At 72.1% G+C, this 22,032-nt stretch carries 14 protein-coding genes; 6 read left to right on the forward strand and 8 right to left on the reverse strand.

The window, feature by feature from the left end; translation table 11 throughout:
* Positions 1-31: 31 nt before the first annotated feature.
* The 5 genes from glgB to ACYVKX_RS03135 form a co-directional block, all read right to left on the reverse strand.
* Positions 32-2,230: a 1,4-alpha-glucan branching protein GlgB gene (gene glgB / locus ACYVKX_RS03115; RefSeq protein ID WP_460829096.1), complete on the reverse strand. Its 2,199-nt coding sequence runs from the start codon at positions 2,228-2,230 to the stop codon at positions 32-34.
* The gene (locus tag ACYVKX_RS03120) at positions 2,227-3,642 is read right to left on the reverse strand and encodes a maltokinase N-terminal cap-like domain-containing protein (RefSeq protein WP_460829097.1); all 1,416 of its coding nucleotides are present in this window, start codon (positions 3,640-3,642) and stop codon (positions 2,227-2,229) included. The genes glgB and ACYVKX_RS03120 overlap by 4 nt, the downstream gene beginning before the upstream one ends.
* On the reverse strand, positions 3,639-5,360 hold the full coding sequence (treS, locus tag ACYVKX_RS03125; protein WP_460829116.1) for a maltose alpha-D-glucosyltransferase: 1,722 nt from the start codon (positions 5,358-5,360) through the stop codon (positions 3,639-3,641). Before treS ends, ACYVKX_RS03120 begins: the two co-directional genes overlap by 4 nt.
* Positions 5,360-7,342, reverse strand: a complete 1,983-nt coding sequence (locus ACYVKX_RS03130; RefSeq protein ID WP_460829098.1) for an alpha-1,4-glucan--maltose-1-phosphate maltosyltransferase — start codon at positions 7,340-7,342, stop codon at positions 5,360-5,362. The genes treS and ACYVKX_RS03130 overlap by 1 nt, the downstream gene beginning before the upstream one ends.
* Before the next feature lie 239 nt (positions 7,343-7,581).
* Positions 7,582-10,971 (reverse strand): M36 family metallopeptidase, encoded by a 3,390-nt coding sequence (locus ACYVKX_RS03135; protein ID WP_460829099.1) that lies wholly within the window; start codon positions 10,969-10,971, stop codon positions 7,582-7,584.
* Between the two features lie 94 nt (positions 10,972-11,065).
* Here ACYVKX_RS03135 and glgP point away from each other — a divergent pair, with 94 nt between their 5' ends.
* A complete protein-coding gene (gene glgP, locus ACYVKX_RS03140; protein WP_460829101.1) occupies positions 11,066-13,642 on the forward strand; it encodes an alpha-glucan family phosphorylase in 2,577 nt (858 codons plus the stop codon).
* A 238-nt stretch (positions 13,643-13,880) separates the two neighbouring features.
* Here the strand turns inward: glgP and ACYVKX_RS03145 are convergent, their stop codons facing one another.
* The 3 genes from ACYVKX_RS03145 to glgX form a co-directional block, all read right to left on the reverse strand.
* Complete coding sequence (locus tag ACYVKX_RS03145; RefSeq protein ID WP_460829102.1) at positions 13,881-14,930, reverse strand: hypothetical protein; 1,050 nt, start codon at positions 14,928-14,930, stop codon at positions 13,881-13,883.
* Positions 14,927-15,433: an RNA polymerase sigma factor gene (locus ACYVKX_RS03150; RefSeq protein WP_460829103.1), complete on the reverse strand. Its 507-nt coding sequence runs from the start codon at positions 15,431-15,433 to the stop codon at positions 14,927-14,929. Before ACYVKX_RS03150 ends, ACYVKX_RS03145 begins: the two co-directional genes overlap by 4 nt.
* Before the next feature lie 62 nt (positions 15,434-15,495).
* Positions 15,496-17,649, reverse strand: a complete 2,154-nt coding sequence (glgX, locus tag ACYVKX_RS03155; protein ID WP_460829104.1) for a glycogen debranching protein GlgX — start codon at positions 17,647-17,649, stop codon at positions 15,496-15,498.
* Positions 17,650-17,717: 68 nt separating this feature from the next.
* Here glgX and ACYVKX_RS03160 point away from each other — a divergent pair, with 68 nt between their 5' ends.
* The 5 genes from ACYVKX_RS03160 (at position 17,718) to ACYVKX_RS03180 (ending at position 22,019) form a co-directional block, all read left to right on the forward strand.
* Positions 17,718-18,497 carry an enoyl-CoA hydratase/isomerase family protein gene (locus tag ACYVKX_RS03160; RefSeq protein WP_460829106.1) on the forward strand — a complete coding sequence of 260 codons (780 nt, stop codon included), beginning with the start codon at positions 17,718-17,720 and terminating at the stop codon, positions 18,495-18,497.
* A gap of 43 nt (positions 18,498-18,540) precedes the next feature.
* Entirely contained in the window at positions 18,541-18,843 is a 303-nt protein-coding gene (locus ACYVKX_RS03165; protein WP_460829107.1) for a hypothetical protein, read from the forward strand.
* Between the two features lie 111 nt (positions 18,844-18,954).
* Positions 18,955-19,758: an electron transfer flavoprotein subunit beta/FixA family protein gene (locus ACYVKX_RS03170; protein WP_460829108.1), complete on the forward strand. Its 804-nt coding sequence runs from the start codon at positions 18,955-18,957 to the stop codon at positions 19,756-19,758.
* 22 nt (positions 19,759-19,780) lie between these two features.
* Complete coding sequence (locus ACYVKX_RS03175; RefSeq protein ID WP_460829109.1) at positions 19,781-20,746, forward strand: electron transfer flavoprotein subunit alpha/FixB family protein; 966 nt, start codon at positions 19,781-19,783, stop codon at positions 20,744-20,746.
* A gap of 28 nt (positions 20,747-20,774) precedes the next feature.
* Positions 20,775-22,019, forward strand: a complete 1,245-nt coding sequence (locus tag ACYVKX_RS03180) for a glutamate-5-semialdehyde dehydrogenase (RefSeq protein WP_460829110.1) — start codon at positions 20,775-20,777, stop codon at positions 22,017-22,019.
* Positions 22,020-22,032 lie beyond the last annotated feature (13 nt).

A 22,032-nucleotide genomic window follows, 5' to 3' on the forward strand; every position in this document is an offset into this window, starting at 1 on the left:
ACACCTGCGGCCGAAACCCCACGGCCCACGCTCAGCCCCGCCGCCGGAACCACACCGTCGCCAGCGGCGGGACGACGATCGTGGCGCGCGCGGGCTGGCCGGACCAGTCGCCGGGCATGGCGGTGACCGAGCCGTAGTTGCCGACGCCCGAGCCGGTGTAGGCCTCGGCGTCGGTGTTCACGATCTCGTCCCACTCGCCGGCCGCGGGGAGGCCGAGGCGGTAGTCGTCGTGGGGGACCGCGGCGAAGTTCGCGACGCACACCAGGTCCTCCGCGCCGTCGCCGCCGCGGCGTACGAACGAGAAGAGGTTGCGACTGGCGTCGTGGGCGTCGATCCACTGGAAGCCGGCCGGGTCGTGGTCGCGCGACCACAGCGCCGGCGAGGAGCGGTACGCCGCGTTGAGGTCGCGCACCAGCGACTGCACGCCGCGGTGCTCGGGGTGGTCGAGCAGCCACCAGTCGAGCTCGCGGGACTCCGCCCACTCCGACTCCTGGCCGAGCTCGATGCCCATGAACGTCAGCTGCTTGCCGGGGTGCGCCCACATGAAGGCGAGGTAGGCGCGCAGGGTGGCGAGCTGCTGCCAGCGGTCGCCGGGCATCTTGCGCAGCAGGGACCCCTTGCCGTGCACGACCTCGTCGTGGCTGAGCGGGAGCACGAAGTTCTCGGAGAACGCGTAGACGAGCGAGAACGTCATCTCGCCGTGGTGGTAGGCGCGGTGCACCGGCTCGCGGGCGAGGTAGCCGAGCGTGTCGTGCATCCAGCCCATGTTCCACTTGAAGCCGAAGCCGAGCCCGTCCGAGGACGTCGGCCGGGTGACGCCGGGCCACGACGTCGACTCCTCGGCGATCGTGGTGACCCCGGCGACCCGCTTGTAGACGGTCGCGTTCATCTCCTGGAGGAACTGCACCGCCTCGAGGTTCTCGCGGCCGCCGTGGACGTTCGGTGTCCACTCGCCCTCCTCGCGCGCGTAGTCGAGGTAGAGCATCGACGCGACGCCGTCGACGCGCAGCCCGTCGGCGTGGAACTCCTCGAGCCAGTAGAGGGCGTTGGCGTAGAGGAAGTTGCGCACCTCGCGCCGGCCGAAGTCGAAGATGTGCGAGCCCCACTCCCGGTGCCAGCCGCGCTGGGGGTCGGGGTGCTCGTAGAGGGGAGTGCCGTCGAAGCGCGCCAACGCCCACTCGTCGGTCGCGAAGTGGCCGGGCACCCAGTCCAGGATCACGCCGACGCCGGCCCGGTGCAGCCGGTCGACGAGCAGCCGGAAGCCGTCGGGGTCGCCGAAGCGCGCGTCCGGCGCGAAGTACGACGTCACGTGGTAGCCCCACGAGCCGCCGAACGGGTGCTGCATCACGGGCATCAGCTCGACGTGGGTGTAGCCGAGGTCGGCGACGTACGCCGGCAGCTCGTCGGCCAGCTCCTCCCACGACCAGTAGCGGCCGTCGGGGTGCTTCTTCCACGACCCGAGGTGCAGCTCGTAGACGCTCATCGGCTCGGCGACCGGCTGCTTGGCGGCGCGCGCGGACATCCACTCCGCATCGCCCCAGTCGTAGCCGGTCTCGAACACCCTCGACGCGGTGTCGGCGGGCCGCTCGGCCCAGAACGCCATCGGGTCGGCCTTCTCGCGCCACTCGCCGTCGGCGCCGAGGATGACGTACTTGTACGCCGTGCCGCTGCCCACGTCCGGCACGAACAGCTCCCACACGCCGGACGTGCCGAGCTGGCGCAGCGGGTGCTCGCGGCCGTCCCAGCTGTTGAAGTCGGCCTTGAGCCGGATCGCGCGGGCGTTCGGCGCCCACACCGCGAACGAGGTGCCGGTGACCGGCTCCAGCGCGCCGGGATAGCGGTGCACCCGGGCGCCGAGCACCTCCCACAGCCGCTCGTGCCGGCCCTCGTTGATCAGGTGCAGATCCACCTCGCCGAGCGTCGGCAGGAAGCGGTAGGGGTCGTCGACGACGTGCTCGTCCGGCCCGTAGTTGACCGCGATCCGGTAGTCCGGGACGTCCGGCAGCGGGATCACGCCGGCCCAGATGCCCTCGTGCTCGTGGGCGAGCTCGGTCTCGCCGCCTTCCCAGCGCACGGCCATCCGGGACGCCAGCGGCTTGAGCACGCGGACGGTCACGCCGCCGTCGTGCGGGTGCGGCCCGAGCACGCCGTGGGGGTTGCCGTGCTCGCCGTGCGCGACCTGACTCAGCTCGCTCGGGGGGACGGCCATCACCTCGGGGGCGGGCTTCATGGGGCTCCGATCCTCGCCACGGCCTCGAGCGGGATCGCCACCCAGGCCGGGCGGTTGCGGGTCTCGTAGACGGTCTCGTACACGGCCTTGTCGGCCTCGTAGGCCGCCAGCAGCATCCGGTGCTCCTCGGCGATCTCGCCACCGGCGTACGCCGCGAGGAAGTGGTTGCGGTTGCGGTGCGCCCACTCCTCGGCCCGGTAGGCGCGCTGGTCGGCGCCGTCGCCGTCGTCGTCGCCGAACTGCCGCTCGACCACGTGCGGCACGTAGTCGAAGGAGCGCAGCATCCCGGCGACGTCGCGCCAGGGCGAGTCCGGCCGGAGCCGCTCGGCCAGCGGCCTGGCCGGCTCGCCCTCGAAGTCGACGATCTTCCAGCCCCGGCTGGTGCGCAGGGTCTGCCCGAGGTGCAGGTCGCCGTGGATCTGCTGCACGGCGACGTCGTCCAGCTCGCGCAGGCGGGCGTACGCCGCCCGCAGCCGGTCGGCGTGGGCGGCGAGCTCGGGCACGACCGGGAGCGCCGCGTCGAGGCGGGCGTCCATGGCGTCGGCGAGCCCGCGCGCCGCGGCGCCGTCGAGCCGCTCGACCGGGAAGTGCCCGGCGAGCACGTCGTGCACCTCGCGCAGCGCGACGCCGAGCCGCTCGGCCTCGGCCGCGAAGTCGCCGCCGGCCTCGTGGGCGTGCAGGTCGGCCTCGGCGTATAGGTTGCGGACGCTCGCGAGCGCGAGATCCCAGCCGTCGCTGGCGGTGCGCAGGAACTCCTGGAGCATCGCCAGCTGGACGGTGGTCTGCGCCTCCTCGTCGACCCAGTCCAGCCACCCGTAGAGCCTCGCGATGTGGTCGGAGCCGGCGCGGGTGAGCACGTCGTGGACGCTGATGTCGGGGTTCACGCCGGGGGTGATCTTGCGGAACACCTTCATCAGGGCGTCCTCGCCGTAGGCGACCGAGGAGTTGGACTGCTCGCCGGAGAAGAGCGCCGAGTGCGCCTCGAGGTCGAGGTCGTGGCCCTCGAGCCGGTGGAAGCGCAGCCCGCTGGCGTCGTTGAGGTTGCCGCCCGGCTCGCGGGCGGCGTCGTCGAAGGCCCGCTGCCAGCAGGACATCGCGACCCGGTCGTGGAGGGCGTCGTAGGCGTGCACCCAGCCGTGGCCGGGCTCCTCCCACCACCCGATGAAGGCGTGGTCGAGCCGGGTCTCCGGATGCTCGTAGAACGCCATCGGGACCTGGTAGACCTCCGACCCGCCGGCGTCGTCGCCGTAGGCGACCTCGACCAGGTCGACGACCACGGTCGGGTCGTCCGCCGGCCCGCACGGCACCACGCCGACCCGACGGGCCGAGGCGACCTCGAAGGGCCGCCCCTTGCCGCCGAACCAGCGGGTCCGCTCCAGATATCGCGCGAAGACTTCGGGCTCTGGGGTCACAGCAGCAGCCCCTCCTCGGTGGTCTCGGGGGCGGCGGTCAGCCGGAACCAGTAGAAGCCGTAGCCGGCGAGCGTGAGGAGGTACGGCAGCTCGCCGATCTCCGGGAACGGCACGCCGCCGAGCAGCTCGACGGGCCGCCGGCCCTCGAACCGGCGCAGGTCGAGCTCGACCGGCTGCGGGAACCGGGACAGGTTGTTGACGCAGAGGATCAGGTCCTCGCCCTGCTCGGCGACGTGCTCGCGCACGTAGGACAGCACCGACGGGTTCGAGCCGCCGAGGTCGTGGAAGGCTCCGAGGCCGAAGGCCGGGTGGTTGCGGCGCGCGTGGATCATCCGCCGCGTCCAGTGCAGCAGCGACGAGCCGTTCTCGAGCTGGGCCTCCACGTTGACCGACTGGTACCCGAACACCGGGTCCTGGATGACCGGGCGGTCCAGCTTGCCGGGGGTCGCGGAGGAGAACCCGGCGTTGCGGTCGGCGGTCCACTGCATCGGCGTACGCACGCCGTCGCGGTCGCCGAGCCAGATGTTGTCGCCCATGCCGATCTCGTCGCCGTAGTAGAGGACCGGCGAGCCCGGCAGCGACAGCAGGAGCGCGTTGAAGAGCTCCATCTGGTTCATGTCGTTGTCGAGCAGGGGAGCCAGGCGCCGGCGGATGCCGATGTTCGCCTTCATGCGCGGATCCTTGGCGTACTCGCCCCACATGTAGTCGCGGTCCTCGTCGGCGACCATCTCGAGCGTCAGCTCGTCGTGGTTGCGCAGGAAGATGCCCCACTGGCAGGTCTCGGGGATCGCGGGGGTCTGCTCGAGGATCTCGGAGATCGGGAAGCGGGACTCGCGGCGCACCGCCATGAAGATGCGCGGCATCACCGGGAAGTGGAAGGCCATGTGGCACTCGTCGCCGCCGACGGAGAAGTCGCCGAAGTACTCGACGACGTCCTCGGGCCACTGGTTCGCCTCGCAGAGCAGCACCCGTCCGGGGTACTCGTCGTCGACGACCTTGCGGACCTTCTTGAGCATCTCGTGGGTCTCGGGCAGGTTCTCGCCGTTCGTGCCCGGCCGCTCGTAGAGATAGGGCACCGCGTCGAGGCGGAAGCCGTCCATGCCCATGTCGAGCCAGAAGCGGATCGCGTCGAGGATCGCGTCGTGCACCAGCGGGTTGTCGAAGTTCAGGTCGGGCTGGTGGGAGAAGAACCGGTGCCAGAAGTACTGCTGGCGCACCGGGTCCCAGGTCCAGTTCGACGGCTCGGTGTCGACGAAGATGATCCGTGCGTCCTGGTAGAGCTCGTCGGTGTCGGACCAGACGTAGAAGTCGCCGTACGGCCCGTCCGGGTCGGCGCGCGACTCCTGGAACCACCGGTGCTGGTCGCTGGTGTGGTTCATGACGAAGTCGATGATCACCCGGATGCCGCGCTTGTGCGCCTCGCCGAGGAAGTAGCGGAAGTCGTCGATCGTGCCGATGTCCGGATGGACGTCGGTGTAGTGCGCCACGTCGTAGCCGTCGTCGCGCAGCGGGCTCGGGAAGAACGGTGGGATCCAGAGGCAGTCGACGCCGAGCCACGCCAGGTAGTCCAGCTTCTCGACCAGCCCCCGGAAGTCGCCGGTGCCGTCGGCGTTGGAGTCGCGGAACGCGCGGACCAGCACCTCGTAGAAGACCGCGGTCTTGAACCACTCCGGGGTGTTCTGGCTGAGGACCGTGCTCTCGGCCACCGGCTCGGACATCACCGGGCCCTCCTCACGGCGAGGATGTGCGCGGGCTCGTGGAACGGGTCGAGCCGCACGTAGTTGTGCGCCGTCCAGCTCCAGTCGGCCCCGGTGATCTCGTCGTGCACGACGAACGAGTCGTGCTCGCCGAGTCCGAGCGCCGCCATGTCGAGGTGCACCATGGTCTCCCGGGCCGCGTGCGGGTCCACGTTGACGACCACGATCACGACGTCACCACCGGCCCGCTTGGAGAAGACCAGGATGTTCTCGTCGTCGCTCCGGTGGACCGACAGGTTGCGCAGCAGCTGCAGCGAGCGGTGCCGGCGGCGGATCTCGTTGAGCCGGGTCAGGTACGGCGCCAGGGTGCGTCCCTCGCGCTCCGCGGCCGCCCAGTCGCGGATGCGCACCTGGTACTTCTCGGAGTCGAGGTACTCCTCGCTGCCCGGCCTGACCGCGACGTGCTCGAAGAGCTCGAAGCCGGCGTACACGCCCCAGCTCGGGGACCCGGTCGCGGCGATGGCCGCGCGGATCTTGAACGCCGCCGGGCCGCCGTACTGGAGGAACGCGTGGAGGATGTCGGGGGTGTTGACGAAGAAGTTCGGCCGCATCAGGTGGTCGGACTCCGAGGACACCTCGCGGAGGTACTCCTCCAGCTCCCACTTGGCGTTGCGCCAGGTGAAGTAGGTGTAGCTCTGGTGGAAGCCGACCGCGCCGAGGCCGTGCATCATCGCCGGGCGGGTGAATGCCTCGGAGAGGAAGAGCACGTCGGGGTCGGTGCCTCGCACCTCCTTGAGCAGCCACTCCCAGAACGCCAGCGGCTTGGTGTGCGGGTTGTCGACGCGGAAGATCCGCACGCCGTGGGACATCCACAGCCGCACGATCCGCAGCACCTCCTGGGAGATGCCGGTCGGGTCGTTGTCGAAGTTGACCGGGTAGATGTCCTGGTACTTCTTCGGCGGGTTCTCGGCGTAGGCGATGGTGCCGTCGGCGCGCGTCGTGAACCACTCCGGGTGCGACGCCACCCACGGGTGGTCGGGCGCGGCCTGCAGGGCGAGGTCCAGCGCGACCTCGAGGCCGAGGTCGCGGGCGCGGGCGACGAACGCGTCGAAGTCGGCGAAGGTGCCGAGGTCGGGGTGGATCGCGTCGTGGCCGCCGTGCCTCGATCCGATCGCCCAGGGCGAGCCGGTGGCCTCGGGGCCGGGGTCGAGGGTGTTGTTGGGGCCCTTGCGGTTGACCTCGCCGATCGGGTGGATCGGCGGCAGGTAGACCACGTCGAAGCCCATCGCGGCGACCGCGTCGAGCCGCTCGGCGGCGGTGCGGAAGGTGCCGCTGGCGACCTTGCCGGTCGTGACGTCCTGCGTCGCGCCCTCGGAGCGCGGGAAGAGCTCGTACCAGCTGCTGAAGAGCGCGCGGTCGCGGTCGGCGTACGCCGGGTAGGGGCCCTCGACGGTGAGCAGCTCGCGAATCGGGTGGCTGCGCAGGATCCCGGTCACCTCGGGCGACTCCAGCACCGCGAGCCGGGCGGCGGCCGGGCGGGCGGCGTCCTTGGCCGCCTCGATCGCGCCCTGGAGGACGTGCGCTGCATCGGCGGCCGACGGGTCGCGCGGGTCGAGCGCGCCGAGGACCCGCTCCAGCAGCAGCCCGCCCTCGGTGAACATCAGCTCGACGTCGACGCCGGCGGGGACCTTCACCCCGGCGTGGTGCTGCCAGGTCGCCAGCGGGTCGGACCACGCCACGACCTCGAAGCTCCAGGCGCCCTCGGCGTCCGGGGTCACCCAGGCCTCGTAGCGGTCGGGGACCTCGGCGTCCTCGACCATCCGCGCCGGCGGCCGGCGCGTGCCGTCCGGCCCGATCAGCACCACCTCGGCGCCGAGCCTGTCGTGCCCCTCGCGGAACACCGACGCCCGCACCGGGAACGGCTCTCCGACCGTCGCCTTCGCGGGTTGCCGCCCGAGGTCGACGAGCGGCGAGACGTTCATGACGGGGATGCGTCCGACCATGTTCTCCAACCTAGTACCCCGACCGGCAGCCTTCGCCCGCTGCGCGCCGCCCATCACGCACTCTCGCTGCGTTGCCGTCGCTCGAAAGACGAACGGGTATGACGTCGCTCCGGCGCCTTGCGAGAGCACGCGCTGGACGACGCTCGCAGGGCAAGGACCACCGGTCGAGGCACTAGCGAGCGGGTGGCGCCGACGGGTATCGCGTACCCGACGGCGCCACCCGGAAACAGGCCGAGCCGTCAGTACACCTGCAGCTCGGCCGCGTGCACGATCGTGCCGCGGTCGGAGCCGGTGGCGCAGTCGGTCGCGTTGGCCGGGTCGTTGTCCTGCTCGCCGGCGTAGCCGGCGTACCCGGTGCACTGGTTCTCCAGGACGACCAGCCGGATCGCGGCCGCCCGAGTCGCCGGTACGGCGAACGAGCGCATCGTCAGGGTCGGCGAGGTCGGACGGGGCCGCACCGACGGGAACGCGTCGCCCGGCGAGGTGTAGAACCGCTTCCAGACCGCCTTTTCGTTGCCGCAGGCGCGCACACACGCCTCCAGGGCGAACCTCCGCAGCGCGGTGAACCGCGAGCCCGAGTCGGGGTCGGGGTCGGCCGCGAGCGGGACCTCGGTCGGGTCGGCCGGGGCCGGGTTCAGCATCGCGCTGACCTGCACCCGGCGCACGGTGCGGACCCCGCCGGCGAGGTCGACGGCGACGTACGGCTTGGACACGTCGACGTTCTCGGCGGTGACGCCGCCCCAGGCGGTCGCCTCGGTGCCGTCGATCAGCGACGCCGCGTTGAGCGAGCCCTCGGTGGCGCCGATCACCTTCGCGCCGTTCGCCTGCGCCGCCAGGTTCCTCGGCAGCCGGAGCCGGACGACCTTGCGCTGCCCGGGCCGCACGGTGATCGCGAACCGCTTGAAGCCGCCCTTCTTCGAGACGGCGAGCATCTCGTAGCGCCCGGCCGTCATCCGCACCGTGCGCCCGACCGGGGTCACCCGGGCCTCGTAGCGGCCGACGTACACCTTGGCCCGGTCCCCGCGGAGGACCACGGTGGCGTTCCGGGACCGCGGCGAGGCGAAGCTCGGCTTCGTCCTGCCGGAGTCGGCGGTCGGCGTCGACGCGCCCTTGCCCATCCCGCGGCGCGCGAACGCCGCCCACATCACGTCGAGATCCTTGCCGCCGAAGCGCATCTTGTCGGCGGCGAGCATGGCGTCGCGGGCGTCGAGCATCGAGGTCGCGCCCTGCTGGAGCAGGAAGGCGTCGAACATCAGCTGGACCCAGCGGCGGTTGCCCGGGCACCTGCTCGCCGGCAGCGGGCTCTGCACGGCCGTCGCCTGCGCGCACCGGAGCTGGAGGCCCTTGTTGGAGTAGGGGAACCTCGCGTTCCACTTCCGCACCAGCGCCTGGCGGACCTCCCACATCGTGCCGGTCCAGATCTCGCCGTCGGCGTGGACCTGGTTGCCGGTGATGTCGTAGCCCACACCCGAGTAGTTGAGCGGGTTGCGGTTCGGCGCGAAGTTGCGGATCCCGGTGACCTGGTTGCCGGTGGCGTACGGGCCGACCGCCCACCGGTTCTTCGCACCGGTCCGGTAGCCGTGGCTGAAGAGGTACTCGCCGCCGACCAGGTCGCCCCACGACTCGCCCATCGCGCCGCCCTGCGCGGAGGTCAGCCCCTCGTCCGGCCCGCCGACCATCCGGTTGCTGATCGCGTGCGTGTACTCGTGGCCGACGATGCTCATGTCGAGCGAGCCGTCGGCGCACGGGGAGTAGAACGCGCCGGCGATCGGCTGGAAGAGGTACTGGTTCGTGATACCGGGTACGCCGTCTTGCAGCGTGATCTGGTTGGCGTTGTCCCGTCCCAGCAGCAGCGGCTGGCCACCGGTGATCGCGCCGGCCTGGACGTTGCCGATCTCCTCGTCGCCCTCGACGCCGCCCCGGCCGAGGTTGCTGGTCTGCATGTTGTAGTTGGCCTCGGTGAAGCCCAGGTAGTAGGAGTAGTCGTGCATCCGGTTGTGCGAGACGAACAGGTTGCCGGTCGCGGCGTCGATGTCGTTGCCGCCGGGCACCAGGTTCGCCGGGTCGCACTGGGAGTTGTTCCACGCGTCGGTGAACTCGGTGGTGTACTCGCGCGTCGGCGAGACCGGCGCCTGCGCCGTACCGCCCGGGGCGAGTGGGTTGAGCCACGCCTCGCGGGTGCTGGCGTTGTTGCCGAGGGTGGTCATCGTCGCCGCCCCGGTCGACGGGACGGTGTCCCAGGGGCCGGGGGCGGCGACGTTGCGGAACGCACCGGTCGGCGCGGTGCAGCCCGGACCGGCGACCCAGCAGCCGACGACGGAGTTGGCCGGCGTGCGGTCCGGCGAGTAGTCCAGCGCCGGGTTCGCGGTGAAGTAGCGCCACTTCGCCGGGAACGAGGTGTCACCGGTGGACGGCCCCGCGGTGTCGCTGGTCGCCACGCTCGCGGCGTAGTTGCCCGGCGGGACGAACGGCACCGTCGGGTCGGCGAACGGGCAGACCTGCATCGAGTAGATGCCGGCCGGGATGCTGTCGGCGGCGTACGTCGCGGTCTCGGGGCTGGTGCCGAGGTCGCCGGTGACCAGGAGCTGGCCGTTCGGGTCGAAGATCTTGACCTCGATGTCGTTGAGCGAGTTGGCCGCGGCGGCGACCGCGACGATCTGCTTGGTGGCGTCGTCGGTGAGCTCGAACTCGTGCTTCGGGCCGCACTCGGTGGCGGTGATCTCGCCCTGGAACTGGAAGGCGTCGGAGCTGTTCTCGGCCTGGTTCTGCCGGTGCAGGATCTCGCCGGTCACGCCGTCGACCATGAGCGTGTAGGCGAACGCCGACCCCTTCTGTACGTCGAGCACGTTGGTCTCGAAGACCGGGCGCACCGTGCCGTCGGCGAGCGCGAGGGCGCGCAGCCGGACCAGCTGGGGCTGCGCGAAGCCCGGCACGGAGAGGCGGCTCCAGCCGGCGACGGCCTGGGAGGTGATGTCGCCGAGGGCGCCGGGGTCGCGGCCGACGTTGGCGGCGGCCCTCGCGAACGCCTGGACGGGGGAGAGGCTCGGCTCCGGCGCGGCGCCGGCCGCCTTCACGATCGACGAGGAGGCGTAGGCGATCTCGCCGTTCGCGACGCCGACGGTGACCATGCTGCCGAGCGCGGGTGTGAGGTCGCCGAAGCGCTGGCGGAACAGCACCGCGCGGGCGCCGCTCTGCGCGAAGCGCTGGACGTTGACGAGCTCGAGGCCGTCGACCGCGCCGGGGGTGAGCCCGAAGACGGCGGCGTTGTCGCGCAGCCAGGCGCGGGCCGCGACGGCCGGGTCACTCGATGTGGCGGGAGCGAGGACGCCGTCGGCCGGGAGGAGCGAGGACGGCGTACCGAACTGGTTCCAGCGGACGTCGACCGCGCCGAGGCCGGCCGCGGCCGCGCGCTGCGCGGCGGAGGGGGGCGCGGTGCCGCGGGTGTCGAGGTCGGCGAGCCCGGCGGGGGTGTCGGCCAGGGTGCCGAGCGGGGCCGCGTCCGTGGCGGCGTCCGTGGTGGCGGAGGGAGCGCTGGTGGCGCTCGTGGCGAGGGCGGGGAGCTGCGTGAGGCCGGGGACCAGGGTGGCGGTCAGGAGGGCCATCGCGGCGGCGACGCGGTAGCGGGTCATGACCCGCCTCAACGGCGGACACGGGGGTTCGTTATGTGAACTTCGGACAAGACTGCTTTGATCGTTCCAAGGGATTGGCGGTAGCGTCCGAGCCGTGCGTGCCATCCGTCGCTTCACCGTCCGTCCCGTCCTGCCCCCGGCGCTCGCCGCGCTGGGCGAGCTCGCCGGCAACCTCCGCTGGTCCTGGCACCCGGAGACCCAGGACGTCTTCGCCTACGTCGACGCCGACCTGTGGGAGTCCACCGGCCGCGACCCGGTCAAGCTGCTCGGCGCGGTGTCGCCGCAGCGCCTGAGCGAACTGGCCGAGGAGGGCGAGTTCCTGTCCAGGCTCAGCACCGCGGCAGACGACTTGCGGAGGTACCTGTCCGGCGACCGTTGGTACCAGAAGCGGCACGCGGCCGGGCCGCGCGCGATCGCCTACTTCTCGCCGGAGTTCGGCATCACCGCCGTGCTGCCGCAGTACTCCGGCGGCCTCGGCATCCTCGCCGGCGACCACCTCAAGGCCGCCAGCGACCTGGGCGTGCCGATCCTCGGCGTCGGCCTGCTCTACCGGCACGGCTACTTCAAGCAGTCGCTGTCGCGCGAGGGCTGGCAGCAGGAGACCTACCCGGTCCTCGACCCCGACGGCCTGCCGATCTCGCTGCTGCGGGAGGAGAACGGCGAGCGCGCGATGATCGGCATCTCCCTGCCCGACGGGCCGGACCTGCTGGCGCGGATCCTGGTCGCGAGCGTCGGCCGGGTGCCGCTGCTGATGCTCGACACCGACGTCGAGGGCAACCCCGACCACTACCGCGACGTGACCGACCGGCTCTACGGCGGCAACAGCGAGCACCGGCTGCGCCAGGAGCTGCTGCTCGGCGTCGGCGGCGTGCGCGCGATCCGCGCCTACTGCCGGATCACCGGGCACCCCGAGCCCGAGGTCTTCCACACCAACGAGGGCCACGCCGGCTTCCTCGGCCTGGAGCGGATCCGCGAGCTGACCGTGGCCGAGGGCGGCCCGCGGCTCGACCTGGAGACCGCGCTCGAGGTCGGCCGCGCGTCGACGGTGTTCACCACGCACACCCCGGTGCCGGCGGGCATCGACCGGTTCCCGCGGACGCTGGTCGAGCAGTACTTCGGCGAGGCCGGCCCGGTGCCCGGCGTACCCGTCGAGCGGATCCTGGCCCTCGGCGCCGAGGACTACGAGGGCGGCGACGCCTCGGTCTTCAACATGGCCGTGATGGGCTTCCGGCTCGCGCAGCGCGCCAACGGCGTCTCGCGGCTGCACGGCCACGTCAGCCGCGGCATGTTCAGCGGGCTGTGGCCGGCCTTCGACGAGGCCGAGGTGCCGATCGGCTCGATCACCAACGGCGTGCACGCCCCGACCTGGGTCGCGCGCGAGATGTTCGACCTCGCGGCCGCCCAGGGCGTCGACAGGGACGCCGACGACGTGGACGCCTTCTGGGCCGCGGTCGACAAGGTGCCCGGCGACCAGGTGTGGGCGACCAAGCGCGCGATGCGCGAGCGGCTCGTGCTCGACGCGCGCAGGCGGCTGGCGAAGTCGTGGGAGAAGCGCGGCGCCGCCCGGGCCGAGCTCGGCTGGATCGACGGCGCGCTCTCGCCCGACGTGCTCACCATCGGCTTCGCGCGGCGCGCGGCGTCGTACAAGCGGCTGACGCTGATGATGCGCGACCCCGAGCGGCTCAAGCGGCTGCTGCTGCACCCCGAGCGACCGGTCCAGCTGGTGATCGCGGGCAAGGCGCACCCGGCCGACGACGGCGGCAAGAAGCTGATCCAGGACATCGTCCGGCTCTCCGACGACCCGGAGATCCGGCACCGGATCGTGTTCCTGCCCAACTACGACATCGCGATGGCGCAGCCGCTCTACCCCGGCTGCGACGTGTGGCTAAACAACCCGCTGCGCCCCTACGAGGCGTGCGGCACCTCGGGCATGAAGGCCGCGCTCAACGGCGGCCTCAACCTGTCGGTGCTCGACGGCTGGTGGGACGAGTGGTACGACGGCGACAACGGCTGGGCGATCCCCACCGCCGACGGGGTCGAGGACGTCGACCATCGCGACGACCTCGAGGCGGCGGCGCTCTACGACCTCATCGAGCACGAGGTCGCCCCGCGCTTCTACGACACCGACGGCGACGGCGTACCCACGCGCTGGCTGGAGATGACCCGGCACACGCTGAAGTCGCTCGGCCCCAAGGTGCTCGCCACCCGGATGGTCCGCGACTACGTGCGCGAGCTCTACCTGCCCGCCGCGACCACCGCGCGCCGTCTCAACTCCGACTACGCCGGCGCCGCCGAGCTCGCCGCGTGGAAGAAGCGGGTGCGCGCGGGCTGGCCCGCGGTCCGCGTCGAGCACGTCGAGAGCAGCGGCGTCGGCGACGCCCCGGAGGTCGGCGACGCCGTCAGCGTGCGGGCGTTCGTCGCCCTCGGCCCGCTCGCACCCGAGGACGTCGACGTCCAGCTCGTGCACGGGCGCAGCACCGGGGAGGACGAGCTCGTCGACACCGTCGTGGACTCGATGCGCGTCGCGGAGTCCTACGAGGGCGGCCGGCACCGCTTCGACGGCACCGTCACCCTCGACCGCTCCGGCGCCTTCGGCTACACCGTCCGCGTCATCCCGCGCAACGACCTCCTCGCCTCGCCCGCCGAGCTCGGCGTCGTCGCCCTCCCCTGAGTCGCCGACTCGGCGCGTCTTGCCCGCTGGAGGGGTGCGAGTCGGCGCGTCTTGCCCGCTGGTGGGGTGCGAGTCGGCGCGTCTTGCCCGCTGGTGGGGTGCGAGTCGGCGCGTCTTGCCCGCTGGAGGGGTGCGAGTCGGCGCGTCTTGCCCGGGTCATCCCCAGGGCTTGTGGACGGAGCGGGCAACTTGCGCCGACTCGGCAGTTCTTGGCGGGCAACTTGCGCCGAGTCGCGCCTCAGCGGTCCCGGACGAGCCGGTCCACGACGTCGGACAGGTCGCCGGGGTCGAGGGTGGGTCCGACCGGTACGCCGTCGCGGCGGATCTCGACCTGGCCCCAGCATGAGGTCTCCACGGACATCGTCACGGTGGCGTCGGCGGTATCGAAGGTCAGCGTGATCGACGGCCGCGGGTCGCCCGGGAACAGACAGAGGCCCGCCGGCGCCGGACGGGTCGACGCGTAGAGCCCGTTGACGGTGTCGACCAGGAGGTCGATCGCGCCCGAGTCGTCGGGCCGGGCGAGGCGCACGGGCGCGACCCGGCGGTTGCCCGCCGGGTCCGCGACGACGCGCTCGATGTCGACCGCCGTGACCGGGCCGTCGACGTACGACTCGGCCGTCCGGACGGCCCGCGCCGCCGTGAAGGTGTCCGCCCGCACGAGCGTGCGGCCGCCCACCTCGAGCCACTGCACGACCATGTCGATGCCGGTGAAGGCTGCCGCGTCGCCCGGCGGGTCCTGGACGTAGTCGACGTATCGGACCTCCTCGGGACCGACACTGCCCACGCCCCCGTCCCGTCTCGTTCCCGGCGGTCGATGGCTGAGGAGATAGGCCTCGACCACGTCCGCGGTGGACGGCACCGTCCACCAGGCGGTCCGGGTGAGCGTTCCGTCGGACGGGCCGACGGTCAGACCCGAGTCCGCCGGCCAGCCCTCGGGCTCCCCGCGCAGTCGGGTCGACCGCTCCGGCACCGGGAGGCTCGCGAGGATCTGCTCCGACTCGGCCGCCGCGGCCAGCCGGTTCAGCCGGTAGGTGGGGGCCGGGCTCGCCGGCGGTGACGGTGTCGGGCCGGCGACCGGTGGTGCGGGGTCGCCGCCGACCACGGTCACCGCGAGGACGGTCGCCAGTACGGCGACAGCGGCCGCGGCGGCGTACGCCGGCCAGGCCCGCCGCGGTCCGGGCGGCACCCCCGCGACGATGGCACGCGCGACGTCCGGGTCGGCCAGCGACTCGCGTGAGGCGAACGTGTCCCGGAGCAGGGTGCCGAGCTCGTCGTCGGTCCAGGTCATGTCTCCTCCTCGGCGAGTCGGGCCCGCAATGCGGCCAGGCCGCGGAACGCGTGCGAGCGCACCGTCGTCTCGGCGCACCCGAGCAGACCGGCGATCTCGGCGTCCGGAAGGTCCTCGTAGTACCGCAGCACGAGCACGGCGCGCTGCCGCGGCCGGAGCGTCGCCAGCCAGCGCCACGCCTCGTCGCGCAGGTCGACCGTGTCCACGCCCGCGGGCGCCACGGGCTCGGCCGTCACGTCCTCCGACGAGACGGTCCGCACCCGGCGAGACAGCCGCCGGCCGTGGGAGTGGTGCTCGTTGAGCAGCACCTTGCGCAGGTACGCCGCCGGAGCGGTCATCGCCGCGACCCGGTCGCCGTGCCGTGCCGCCCTGAGCAGGCTGGCCTGCAGCAGATCCTCCGCGTCCGCCGCGCTGCCGGTGAGCATGACCGCGAGCCGCAGCAGCGCGGGTGCGTGGGCGGTCACGACGTCGGCGTACGTCCGCGGCTCGGCGATGTCGGTCACCTCCACCCTCCCTAGAACGCCGTGCCGTGGCACCGCGTTGCGGGCCGCCTCAGTACACGTACTCAGGCCTCGCGGATCACGACGACGGTCCGGCGACCGAGCGAGAGCCGGTCGCCGGCCTTCACCTGGGTGCCGGACGGCAGCTTGACGTCGGTGGAGAGCACGACCTCGCCGTACTGGACCCAGTCGTTCTCGGGGAACGTGATCCGCTGCGGCAGCCAGTCGGAGTTGAACCAGAGCATGAACGACGTGTCGACCTGCTGCTCCCCTCGCGGGCCCGGTGCGCGCAGCGGCGCGCCGGAGACGAACATGCCGATCGCGCGCAGGTTCGGGTCGTGCCAGTCCTCGTCGGTCATCTCGCGGCCCGAGGGGTGCAGCCAGGCGAGGTCCTTCGGGCCGCCGTGGATCGCGGGCCGGCCCTCGAACCAGTGCCGCTGGCGCAGCGCCGGGTGCTCCCGCCGGAGCCGCAGCGCGGTCTTGGCGACCTCGTAGACGTCCAGCCAGGCGTCGTCGGGGCGCCAGTCGATCCAGGAGATCTCGTTGTCCTGGGCGTAGGCGTTGTTGTTGCCGCGCTGGGTGCGGCCGCGCTCGTCGCCGGCGGTGATCATCGGGACGCCGTTGGACAGGCACAGCGTGGCCATCATGTTCGCGGCCTGCCGCCGCCGCACCGCGACCAGCGCGGGGTCGTCGGTCTCGCCCTCGGCGCCGTGGTTCCACGACCGGTTGTTGTCGGTGCCGTCGCGGTTGTCCTCGCCGTTCGCCTCGTTGCGCTTGTGCTCGTAGCTCACCAGGTCGCGCAGCGTGAACCCGTCGTGGGCGGTCAGGAAGTTGATCGAGGCGTACGGCGACCGCCCGTCGTCCAGGTAGAGGTCCGACGAGCCGGCCAGCCGGGTGGCCACGGTGCGGATACCGGAGGAGTGGTTGCGCCAGAAGTCGCGGATCTCGTCGCGGTACTGGTCGTTCCACTCCACCCATGGCGGCGGGAACTCGCCGAGCCGGTAGCCCTCCATCGAGGCGTCCCACGGCTCGGCGATCAGCTTCACGTGCCGCAGGATCGGGTCCTGGCCGATCGCCATCAGCAGGTGGTTGTCCATGTCGACCCGGTGGCCCACCCGCGTCAGCGCCGACATCAGGTCGAAGCGGAACCCGTCGACGTGCATCTCGGTGACCCAGTAGCGCAGCGAGTCGAGGATCAGCCGGAGCGCGAACGGGTCGGAGGCGTCGACGGTGTTGCCGCAGCCGGTCACGTCCCAGTAGGCGTCCTGGAACGGCGCCCCGGGCTCGCTCTCGCCGACCCGGCAGTAGAAGCCGCGGTCGTCGAGGCCGCGGAAGGAGAGCGTCGGCCCGAGCGGGCCGGCCTCGGCGGTGTGGTTGTAGACGACGTCGAGGACGACCTCGAGCCCGGCCGCGTGGAACGCCCTGACCAGCTGCTTGAACTCGGTGACCTGCTGGCCGCGGTCGCCGCCGGCGGCGTAGGCGTTGTGCGGCGCGAAGTAGCCGATCGAGTTGTAGCCCCAGTAGTTCGTCAGCCCGCGCTCGACCAGCGCCGGCTCCGACACGAACTGGTGCACCGGCAGCAGCTCGACCGCCGTGACGCCGAGGTCCCTGAGGTAGTCGATGACCGCAGGCGTCGCGAGCCCGGCGTACGTCCCGCGCAGCTCCTCGGGCACCCGGTCGTGCAGGGCGGTCATGCCCTTGACGTGCAGCTCGTAGATGACGCTGTCGCGCCAGCGGTGGCGCGGTGGCCGGTCGTCGCCCCAGTCGAAGCGGTCGTCGACGACGACGCCGAGGGGGACGTACGGCGCGGAGTCCGTCTCGCTCATCCGCCCGGGCTCGCCCGGGACGTAGCCGAAGATCGCGGGGTCGACGGTCAGCTCGCCGGAGACCGCTCTCGCGAACGGGTCGAGCAGCAGCTTGTTCTCGTTGAACCGCAGGCCCTGCTCGGGGTCCCAGGGGCCGGCGACCCGGTAGCCGTAGCGCGTCCCCGGCGGCACGTCCGGGATCGCGCCGTGCCAGATGCCCAGCGCCTGCTCGGTCAGCCGGTGCTGGAGCTCGTGGCCCTCGTCGTCGAAGAGCGAGACGAACGCGGCGCTCGCGCGCGGGGCGTGCACCGCGAAGTTCGTCGCCTCCTCGGACCAGGTCGCGCCGAGCGGCCAGTTGCGTCCGGGCCACATGGGCGCGCGCTCGCCGGGGGCACGCCACTGTCCGGGGGTCACCCGCCCCATTGTTCCCGATACGGTCGAGATGCCGGAGAACGGGACAGCAATGAGGAGAGGAGCAGCACATGGGCGAGTTCGTGCGACTGGAGGTGGCCGAGGGCGTCGGCACGATCCGGCTGGACCGGCCGAAGATGAACGCGCTCAACGTGCAGGTCCAGGAGGAGATCCGCGCGGCGGCGCTGGAGGCCACCGAGCGGGACGACGTCAAGGCGGTGGTCCTCTACGGCGGCGAGCGGGTCTTCGCCGCCGGCGCCGACATCAAGGAGATGGCCGACATGTCGTATCCCGACATGGTCAAGCGCTCCGGCGGCCTCCAGTCCTCGTTCACCGCGGTGGCCCGGATCCCGAAGCCGGTCGTCGCCGCGATCACCGGCTACGCGCTCGGCGGCGGCTGCGAGCTCGCGCTGTGCGCCGACGTCCGGTTCGCGGCGCAGGACGCGACGCTCGGCCAGCCCGAGATCCTGCTCGGCATCATCCCCGGCGCGGGCGGGACCCAGCGGCTCACCCGGCTGGTCGGCCCGAGCAAAGCCAAGGACCTGGTCTTCACCGGGCGCTTCGTCCAGGCCGAGGAGGCGCTCGCGATCGGCCTGGTCGACCGCCTGGTCCCGGCCGAGCAGGTGTACGACGAGGCCGTGGCCTGGGCCGCACAGTTCGCCGGCGCCGCGTCGTACGCCCTCCGCGCGGCCAAGGAGAGCATCGACCGGGGCCTCGAGGTGGACCTCGAGACCGGCCTGGAGATCGAGCGGCAGCAGTTCGCGGCGCTGTTCGCGACCGAGGACCGCGCCATCGGCATGCGGTCGTTCGTCGAGAGCGGGCCGGGCAAGGCACGTTTCGAGGGCCGATGATGCGGCCGATGATGCGGCCGATGATGCGGGGAGGGGAGCACCGGTGAGGGGGAGGGTGCGCGCGGTCGTCGCGCAGGCGATCTGGCTCGCCGCCGTCGTCTGCGCACTGTTCCTCGCGGTCGGCGCGCTCCTCGTCGCGCTGGACGCCAACCAGGACAACGCCCTGGTGCGGCTCGTCCTCGACGTCGCCGACGTGGTGGACGTCGAGGTCTTCTCCCGGGGGAACGGCGTCTTCCACTTCACCGGCGCCGACGCCGCGACCAAGAACGCGTTGGCCAACTGGGGTCTCGGCGCGATCGCCTATCTCGTCGTCGGCCGCGTGCTCGAACGCGTCGCCCGACCGTGACAGCCGCGCTGTGACGAAGCCGACCCGGGGGTGAGTTCCGACGCTGTTGACCGGACGGTAGCCTCACGACCACGTCCGCGAGCACAGGAGGGGCCGGGTGCGGCCACAGCCATGAACATTGTCGTGTGTGTGAAGTACGTCCCCGACGCCACTGCCGACCGGCGGTTCGAGTCGGACAACACCGTGGACCGGGTGGGGGTCGACGGGCTGCTCTCGGAGCTCGACGAGTACGCCGTGGAGCAGGCTCTGCAGCTGAAGGAGAAGGCCGGCGACGACGCCACTGAGGTGACCGCGGTGTGCGTGGGCCCGGAGAGGGCGGTCGACGCGGTCCGCAAGGCGCTGCAGATGGGTGTCGACAAGGGCGTGCACGTGGTCGACGACGCGATCGCCGGCTCGGACTACGCGGCGACGTCGCTCGTCCTGGCGAAGGCGATCGAGAAGATCGGCTCTGCTGAGGGTAGGCCCGACATCGTCATGTGCGGCATGGCGTCGACCGACGCGTCGGGTGGCGTGGTGCCCGCGATGCTCGCCGAGCGGCTCGGGCTGCCGCAGGTCACGCTGGCCTCGGTCGTGGAGGCCCAGGGCGACCAGGTGCGGATCAAGCGCGACGGTGACACCGCGACCGAGGTGGTCGGCGGCACGCTGCCGCTGCTGCTGTCGGTCACCGACCAGTCCGGCGAGGCCCGCTACCCGTCGTTCAAGGGGATCATGGCGGCGAAGAAGAAGCCGCTGGAGACATGGTCGCTGGGCGACATCGGCGTCGAGGCGAGCGAGGTCGGCCTGGACGCGGCGTGGACCGTGGTCGAGGAGACCACCGCGCGTCCGCCGCGCACCGCGGGCGAGATCGTCAAGGACGAGGACGGCTCGGGCGCCGCGGCGCTGGCCGAGTTCCTCGCCTCGAAGAAGTTCATCTGAGCTGGTTAGGGGAAGCTGACCGATGTCTGAAGTTCTCGTTCTCATCGACCACGCCGACGGCGCGGTCCGCAAGCCGACCTACGAGCTCCTCACGATCGCCAGGCGGCTGGGCGAGCCCTCGGCCGTGTTCATCGGCGCCGCGGATCAGGCCACCGAGGTGGCCGAGAAGGTCAAGGGGTACGGCGCGGAGAAGGTCTACGTGGTCGACGACGCCCCGATCAAGGGGTACCTCGTCGCGCCCAAGGCCGAGGCGCTGGCCCAGCTCGCCGAGAAGGTCGGGTCCAACGGGGGCGTCGCGGCGATCCTGATCCCGTCCTCCGCCGAGGGCAAGGAGATCGGCGCGCGCCTGTCGATCAAGCTGGAGTCGGGCCTGATCACCGACGCCGTCGACGTACAGGAAGGCGGCGTCGCGACGCAGAGCGTGTTCGCCGGCAGCTTCACCCTGACCGGCAAGGTCACCCGGGGCACCCCGATCATCACGGTCAAGCCGAACGCCGCCACCCCGGAGGAGTCCGCGGGCGCCGGCACCGTCGAGGAGTTCTCCCCGGAGATCTCCGAGGCCGCCAAGGGCGCCCAGATCGTGGCCACCCAGCCGCGCCAGGCGACCGGTCGCCCCGAGCTCACCGAGGCCGCGATCGTGGTCTCCGGCGGTCGCGGCACCGGCGGCAACTTCGAGCCGGTCGAGGCGCTGGCCGACGCCCTCGGCGCGGCCGTGGGCGCCTCGCGCGCCGCGGTCGACTCGGGCTGGATGCCGCACACCTTCCAGGTCGGCCAGACCGGCAAGACCGTGTCCCCGCAGCTCTACGTCGCCAACGGCATCTCCGGCGCGATCCAGCACCGCGCCGGCATGCAGACCTCCAAGACCATCGTCGCGGTCAACAAGGACGAGGAGGCCCCGATCTTCGAGCTCGTCGACTTCGGCGTCGTCGGAGACCTCCACACCGTCCTCCCCGCCCTCACCGAGGAAGTCACCAAGCGCAAGGGCTGACGGCGGACATTGGCCCTACCCTCGACCCATGAGCAGTCCCGTCATCGAGGTGGCCGAGCAGGCCCGCGAGGCCAGCCACGGCCTGGCCCTGGCCACCCGCGCGCAGAAGGACGCCGCGCTCCACGCGATGGCCGACGCCCTCCTGGCGGCCGAGGAGACGATCCTCGCGGCCAACGCCGAGGACGTCGCCCGCGCCGAGGAGGGCGGTACGCCGACCAGCATCGTCGACCGGCTCCGGCTCACGCCCGAGCGACTGGCCGGGATGGCGCAGGGGCTGCGCGACGTCGCCGGCCTGCCCGACCCGGTGGGCGAGGTCGTCCGCGGCAGCACGCTCGCGAACGGCCTCGAGCTGCGCCAGGTGCGGGTCCCCTTCGGGGTCGTCGGGATGATCTACGAGGCCCGCCCCAACGTCACCGCCGACGCCGCCGGCATCTGCCTGAAGTCCGGCAACGCCGTGCTCCTGCGCGGCAGCTCCAGCGCCCGCTCCAGCAACGCGGCGATCGTCGCGGCTCTGCGCGCCGCCGTCGCGAGCACCGGCCTGGACGCCGACGTGGTCCAACTCGTGCCCGGCGACACCCACGACAGCGTCAAGGAGCTGATGCGCGCCCGCGGCCACGTCGACGTGCTGATCCCGCGCGGCGGCGCCGGCCTGATCCGCTCGGTCGTCGAGGAGTCCACGGTGCCGGTGATCGAGACCGGCGTCGGCAACTGCCACGTCTACGTCGACCACGCCGCCGACCTCGACAAGGCGCTCGCGATCGTGCTCAACGCCAAGACGCAGCGCACCAGCGTCTGCAACGCCGCCGAGTCGCTGCTCGTCCACGCCGACCTCGCCGAGACCTTCGTCCCGCGCGCGGTCGGCGCCCTCCAGGACGCGGGCGTCACGATCCACGGCGACACCGTCTTCCAGGCGTACGACGGAGTGGTGGCCGCCACCGACGACGACTTCGCCTCGGAGTACCTCTCCCTCGACATCGCCGCGGCCGTCGTACCCGACCTCGACGCGGCGATCCGGCACATCCGCCGCTTCTCCAGCCAGCACACCGAGGCGATCGTGACCGAGGACGTCGCCGCCGCGCGGCGGTTCACGGCGGCCGTCGACTCCGCGGCGGTGCTCGTGAACGCGTCGACCCGGTTCACCGACGGGGGCGAGTTCGGCTTCGGCGCGGAGATCGGGATCAGCACCCAGAAGCTGCACGCGCGCGGCCCGATGGGGCTGCCGGAGATGACGTCGACCAAGTACGTCGTGACCGGCGACGGACACACCCGCTGAGACCGGTAGGGTA

It is taken from the genome of Nocardioides hungaricus, from assembly GCF_054782915.1.

Bases quoted from the DNA above. Each gene is read 5' to 3' on its own strand.
- glgB (WP_460829096.1), bottom strand. From the start codon at position 2,230: ATGAAGCCCGCCCCCGAGGTGATGGCCGTCCCCCCGAGCGAGCTGAGT.
- treS (WP_460829116.1), bottom strand. From the start codon at position 5,360: ATGTCCGAGCCGGTGGCCGAGAGCACGGTCCTCAGCCAGAACACCCCG.
- ACYVKX_RS03130 (WP_460829098.1), bottom strand. From the start codon at position 7,342: ATGGTCGGACGCATCCCCGTCATGAACGTCTCGCCGCTCGTCGACCTC.
- ACYVKX_RS03135 (WP_460829099.1), bottom strand. From the start codon at position 10,971: ATGACCCGCTACCGCGTCGCCGCCGCGATGGCCCTCCTGACCGCCACC.
- ACYVKX_RS03145 (WP_460829102.1), bottom strand. From the start codon at position 14,930: ATGACCTGGACCGACGACGAGCTCGGCACCCTGCTCCGGGACACGTTC.
- ACYVKX_RS03160 (WP_460829106.1), top strand. From the start codon at position 17,718: ATGGGCGAGTTCGTGCGACTGGAGGTGGCCGAGGGCGTCGGCACGATC.
- ACYVKX_RS03170 (WP_460829108.1), top strand. From the start codon at position 18,955: ATGAACATTGTCGTGTGTGTGAAGTACGTCCCCGACGCCACTGCCGAC.
- ACYVKX_RS03175 (WP_460829109.1), top strand. From the start codon at position 19,781: ATGTCTGAAGTTCTCGTTCTCATCGACCACGCCGACGGCGCGGTCCGC.
- ACYVKX_RS03180 (WP_460829110.1), top strand. From the start codon at position 20,775: ATGAGCAGTCCCGTCATCGAGGTGGCCGAGCAGGCCCGCGAGGCCAGC.